Source organism: Stenotrophomonas sp. 05L44_2 (assembly GCF_056665995.1).
In genome coordinates, this window is the sequence record NZ_JBFTNR010000243.1 from 1 (window position 1) to 5,282 (window position 5,282).

A 5,282-nucleotide genomic window follows, 5' to 3' on the forward strand; every position below is an offset into this window, starting at 1 on the left:
ATCGACGAATCGGTCGGCAAGGTCGCCGAGGGTTCCAGCCTGGTCCACCAGGCCGGCAGCACCATGGGCGAGATCGTCGCGTCGGTGCAGCGCGTGACCGACATCATGGCCGAGATCTCCGCCGCCTCGCAGGAACAGKCSRCCGGCATCGAGCAGGTCAACCAGACCGTGGTGCAGATGGACGAAACCACCCAGCAGAACGCCGCGCTGGTGGAAGAAGCCACCGCCGCAGCGCGGGCGATGGAAGACCAGGCCGCACAGCTGGGCGAGGCCGTCGCACGCTTCCGCCTGGCCGCACCGAGCGCGGGCAATGCGATACCGCGCGCAGCCATGGCCGTGGCCAGCAGTGCTCCGCGCAAGGCGGCGCCCGCATCCATCGCCGCACCCGCGCGCGTGCGCAAGCCCGTTGCGCAGCCGGCCCTGGCCGGTGACGGCGACTGGCAGGAGTTCTGATCGCAGCATCGGGGTGGCCGCGCGCCACCCCGTCAGCGGAAAGGCAGCGCCGGGCCATGCCCGGCCCGGGCACCACGCTTGCCCGACCGCCGCGGGCATGGCACAACGGAGCAAACGAGTGCGTTCGGTGCTACATAAATCCGCAACGCAGCCGATACCTCTTTCGAGCCACGCGCCCACACGCGTCGGCGCCCGCCCCTGACCACAGATTCCATGTCCGACGGCCACGACACTGCACTGCCCGAAGTCCATGCGGCCGACGCCGCGGATGATCGCTTCCTGGTCCGCAACCCCCGCCAGGTGCGGCAGCTGCTGCGTTCACTGATCGACCAGCGATCACTGATCAACGCCCATATCGACGGCCGCGATCGATCCTTCCCCACCGCCCTGCTTGAACTGGACGACGACGAGGATTTCCTGCTGCTCGATGGCAGCCCGCAGGAGGCTTCCAACCGCGCCGCCGAACAGTCCGACCACCTGCTCTGCTTCGCCCAGCTGGAACGGGTACTGGTGCGTTTCCGCCTGCATGACCTGCAGCGCGTGGACAACGAGGGCCATGTGGCGTTCCGTGCACCGCTGCCCGATGAACTGGTGCACCTGCAGCGACGCGAACTGTACCGGCTGGAGACCCCCATCACCGACTCACCGCAATTGCTGCTGCCACCGGGCGAGGCCCGCGCCGAAGCCTTGTCGATGCGGGTGGTGGACATCAGTGGCGGCGGCCTGGCGGTAACCGTGCCCACCGACTGCGCCATCTTCAGCCTGCAGCAGCGCTACCGGGCRCAGCTGTCGATGCCCGATGGCCCGGACCTGCAGATCGAACTGGTGGTCTGCAACCTGCTGCCGCAACGCCTGCCCAACGGCACCGAGGTCAAGCGCGTCGGCATGCGTTTCGACGACCTGCCGCGCGGCGGCGACAGCGCCATCCAGCGCTACATCTTCCGCATCGACCGCCAGCGCAAGGCACGCCGCAACGGCGAGCTCTGACACCCCCACGGCGGGTAGTGCCGGCCGCTGGCCGGCAACCTCGAAACCGCGTGGATACCGGTGCCAGTAGATCCACGCCATGCGTGGATGCAGGAACTGCCGGCCAGCGGCCGCCACCCCCCTCCCAGGTAGATCCGCGCCATGCGTGGATGCAGGATTGCCGGCCAGCGGCCGGCACTACCAGATGCCTAAAGTCCCCCACCCAGGGGCCGATATCGAGCCTGACACCGGCACTTCCGGCAGAACCAGGACCCCTCGATGAACGACAAGAACAGCTCCGCCGCCGGCGCCGATGGCGAATTCCTCAGCTTCACCCTCGGTGCCGAGCACTACGGCGTGGACATCCTCAAGGTGCAGGAAATCCGCGGCTACGACGCCGTCACCCGCGTCCCCGATGCCCCGGACTACATCAAGGGCGTGATCAACCTGCGCGGCACCATCGTGCCGGTGATCGACCTGCGCCTGAAGCTGCGCCTGGAAGACGCCCGCTACGACGCCTTCACCGTGATGATCGTGCTCAACGTGGAAGACCGCGTGGTCGGCATCGTGGTCGACAGCGTCTCCGACGTGATCCCGCTGTCGGCCGAGCAGATCCGCCCGACCCCGGAATTCGGCGCCGCCGTCGACACCCGCTTCATCTCCGGCATCGGCACCCACGACGACCGCATGCTGATCCTGCTGGATATCGAAACCCTGCTGGACAGCGCCGACATGGGTCAGACCAACGTCGTCGAAGACGCTGCCGCCTGAGCAAACGGACCTTTTTCACGTTTCTGTTACGCAGCCCTTCAGTTCCCCTCATCCACGCCGATAGGGGGACAGAAGCCGGTCGCGCAGGAACGCGCCAAGGCCGGATCCACCATCACCATCCCCGGAGAATCACCCCGATGAAGTCCCTGCTTGCGTTCGTTTCGGCTGCCGTCCTGGCCACCACCGCTTCCTCCGCCTTCGCGCAGTCGGCCGAGATGATTCCGCCGGAGATGGCACCGCGCGCCGTCGGCAAGGACGGCATGGTCTGCGGCAAGGTCGAAAAGGCCCGCTTCGCAGAAGGTTCCGAAGGCCAGCCGACCTTCCTGTACATGGGCGGTGCCTTCCCGCGCCACACCTTCTCGGCACGCATCGCCGGCGAGAACCGCGGCAAGTTCTCCTTCCCGCTGGAAACCCTGGAAGGCAAGACCGTGTGCGTGATCGGCAAGATCCAGCGCGACGCCTCGCGCGCGGAAATCGAAGTCAGCTCGCCGTCCAGCCTGAAGCTGGCCAACATCAAGTAATCCGCTGTCCGTCAGACCGCGCCGGCCAGCGTGCCGGCGTGGCTGTTGCAACCGGGCCCCGCGCCCGGCCGCGTCTGCCTTAGGAGATCGCAACGCCCATGCCGTGGATCAACAACCTGAAACTGATGCCGAAGCTCATGCTGACCTTCGGTGTCCTCTTGCTGGTGATGCTGCTGCAGGGCATCGTCGCCTACCGTGGCCTGCATTCGCTGAACAACGTGACCACCGAACTGGCTGGTTCACGCATGGAAAGCATCCGCATGGCCGGCGAGATGCGCGGCATGCTCGGCGAGTACCGCAACAGCGCCTACCAGCAGCTGATCCGCGCCAGCGACGACGTCAAGGCCGACGCCCGCAAGCAGGCCGTCGAACTGCGCACCAGCATGGACAAGTCGATCAAGGACTATCCGAAGCTGGTCGACAACGCACAGCAGAAGAAGCTGTTCGACACCTTCGCCAAGGACTGGAAGGACGCGCTGGCCTCCTATGACAGCGTCACCGAAATGCTGGAGCTGGACCTGCCCGACGATGCGATCGACACCTTCGTCGGCGAGACCCGCACCAAACACCGCAAGGCCGGCGCTGCGCTTGAAGCGCTGATCGCCGAAGACAACCGCCTCGCCCGCGCCTCGCGCGACGAAGCCGCCTCCACCTACTCCGCCTCGGCCGTGCTGACCGTCATCGCCCTGCTCGGCGGCGCCGCGCTCGGCCTGGTGCTGGTGTGGCTGTTCGCCCGTGCCCTGGTCGGCAGCGTGCGTGGCGCCGTCTCGGTCGCCAACGACGTCGCCGGTGGCAAGCTTGATGGCCATATCGACGTCAGCCGCCAGGACGAAGTGGGCGAACTGATGCAGGCCATGCAGCGCATGCAGCGCGACCTGCGCGAGCGCACCGAAACCGACCAGGCCATCGCCCGCGAGAACCTGCGCATCCGCACCGCGCTGGATTACAGCTCGACCGGCGTCTACCTCACCGACCCCAACAACACCATCGTCTACAGCAACCGCGCCCTGCAGCAGACCCTGGCCCAGTACCAGGACGAGCTGCGCCGCGACCTGCCCGACTTCGACGTCCACGCCTCGCTGGTCGGCAAGCCGGTCACCGTGCTCGAGCACCGTGGTGAGATGGACAACACCCTGCTGGCCAACCTCAAGCAGCATGGCGTTGCCCGCCGCCCGATGCAGTATGGCGATGCCCAGTTCGCCCAGGTCGTGTCGACCATCCGCAACGAAGACGGCGACACCGTCGGCTACGTGGTGGAATGGCGCGACCGCACCCAGGAAGCGCAGGTCGAGGCGGAAGTGGCACGGGTGATCGCCCAGGCCGCTGCCGGCGACCTGTCCGGCCGCATCGATGCCAACGACAAGGAAGGCTTCTTCCTGCAGCTGGCCCAGCAGATCAACGGCCTGCTGGACGCCAACTCGGGCAGCATCGAACAGATTTCCGGCCTGCTCGCCGCACTGTCGCAGGGTGACCTGACCGTGCGCATGCACGGCGACTATCAGGGCGTGTTCGCCCGCATGCGCGACGATGCCAATGCCACCGCCGCGCAGCTGAGCGAGATCGTCACCCGCATCAAGCAGTCCAGCCGTGCGATCAGCTCGGCCGCCGGTGAAATCGCCTCCGGCAACAGCGACCTGTCGCGCCGTACCGAACAGCAGGCCGCSAAYCTGGAAGAAACCGCCGCCTCGATGGARGAACTGACCTCCACCGTGCGCCAGAAYGCYGAGCACGCSCGCCAGGCCAACCAGCTCGCCATCGGCGCGCATGGCGTGGCATCGCAGGGTGGCGAAGTGGTCGGCCAGGTGGTCACCACCATGTCGGCCATCCAGGCCTCGTCGAAGAAGATCGCGGAAATCATCTCGGTCATCGACGGCATTGCMTTCCARACCAACATCCTGGCGCTGAACGCCGCSGTKGAAGCGGCCMGKGCSGGCGAACAGGGCCGTGGTTTCGCCGTGGTCGCCAGCGAAGTGCGCACCCTCGCCCAGCGCTCGGCCGCCGCCGCCAAGGAAATCAAGGGCYTGATCGACGACTCGGTCGGCAAGGTCAACGACGGCTCGGCACTGGTGCACAAGGCCGGCGCCACCATGGGCGAAATTGTTGCCTCGGTGCAGCGCGTCACTGACATCATGTCCGAGATCTCTGCTGCCTCGCAGGAGCAGAGCGCCGGCATCGAACAGGTCAACCAGACCGTGGTGCAGATGGACGAAACCACCCAGCAGAACGCCGCGCTGGTGGAAGAAGCCACCGCCGCCGCACGTGCGATGGAAGAACAGGCGGGCCACCTCAGCGAGGCGGTCTCGATCTTCGTGGTCGACGAAGCCGAAGCCGTGGTCGCCACGCGCGCACCGGCACCGCGCGCGTCGGCACCGGCAGCCCCGGCTCCGGCAGCGGCCGCACCGCCGGCCCGCCGCAGCACTGGCGGCCGATCCATGGCCACCGAACTGGCTGATGGAGACTGGCAGGAATTCTGATACCTGCCTGACCTGAGGCACGAAAACGCCCCGGCCCTGCGCTGGGGCGTTTTCTTTTGCGGCCTCGCCAGGTGTTGTCCAGCCAACGGCGCAGTGC

General features: G+C 67.1%; 5 protein-coding genes. All 5 read left to right on the forward strand.

The window, feature by feature from the left end:
* Positions 1 to 453 (forward strand): methyl-accepting chemotaxis protein (locus AC1VAN_RS10260; protein ID WP_480985747.1); only part of this gene is annotated, 453 nt, incomplete at its 5' end.
* A 213-nt stretch (positions 454 to 666) separates the two neighbouring features.
* On the forward strand, positions 667 to 1,440 hold the full coding sequence (locus tag AC1VAN_RS10265; RefSeq protein WP_025878968.1) for a flagellar brake protein: 774 nt from the start codon (positions 667 to 669) through the stop codon (positions 1,438 to 1,440).
* 258 nt (positions 1,441 to 1,698) lie between these two features.
* Positions 1,699 to 2,190, forward strand: a complete 492-nt coding sequence (locus AC1VAN_RS10270; protein ID WP_025878967.1) for a chemotaxis protein CheW — start codon at positions 1,699 to 1,701, stop codon at positions 2,188 to 2,190.
* A gap of 137 nt (positions 2,191 to 2,327) precedes the next feature.
* Positions 2,328 to 2,711: a hypothetical protein gene (locus AC1VAN_RS10275; RefSeq protein WP_025878966.1), complete on the forward strand. Its 384-nt coding sequence runs from the start codon at positions 2,328 to 2,330 to the stop codon at positions 2,709 to 2,711.
* Positions 2,712 to 2,809: 98 nt separating this feature from the next.
* Positions 2,810 to 5,185, forward strand: a complete 2,376-nt coding sequence (locus AC1VAN_RS10280; RefSeq protein ID WP_480985748.1) for a methyl-accepting chemotaxis protein — start codon at positions 2,810 to 2,812, stop codon at positions 5,183 to 5,185.
* Positions 5,186 to 5,282 lie beyond the last annotated feature (97 nt).

Bases quoted from the DNA above. Each gene is read 5' to 3' on its own strand.
- AC1VAN_RS10270 (WP_025878967.1), top strand. From the start codon at position 1,699: ATGAACGACAAGAACAGCTCCGCCGCCGGCGCCGATGGCGAATTCCTC.
- AC1VAN_RS10275 (WP_025878966.1), top strand. From the start codon at position 2,328: ATGAAGTCCCTGCTTGCGTTCGTTTCGGCTGCCGTCCTGGCCACCACC.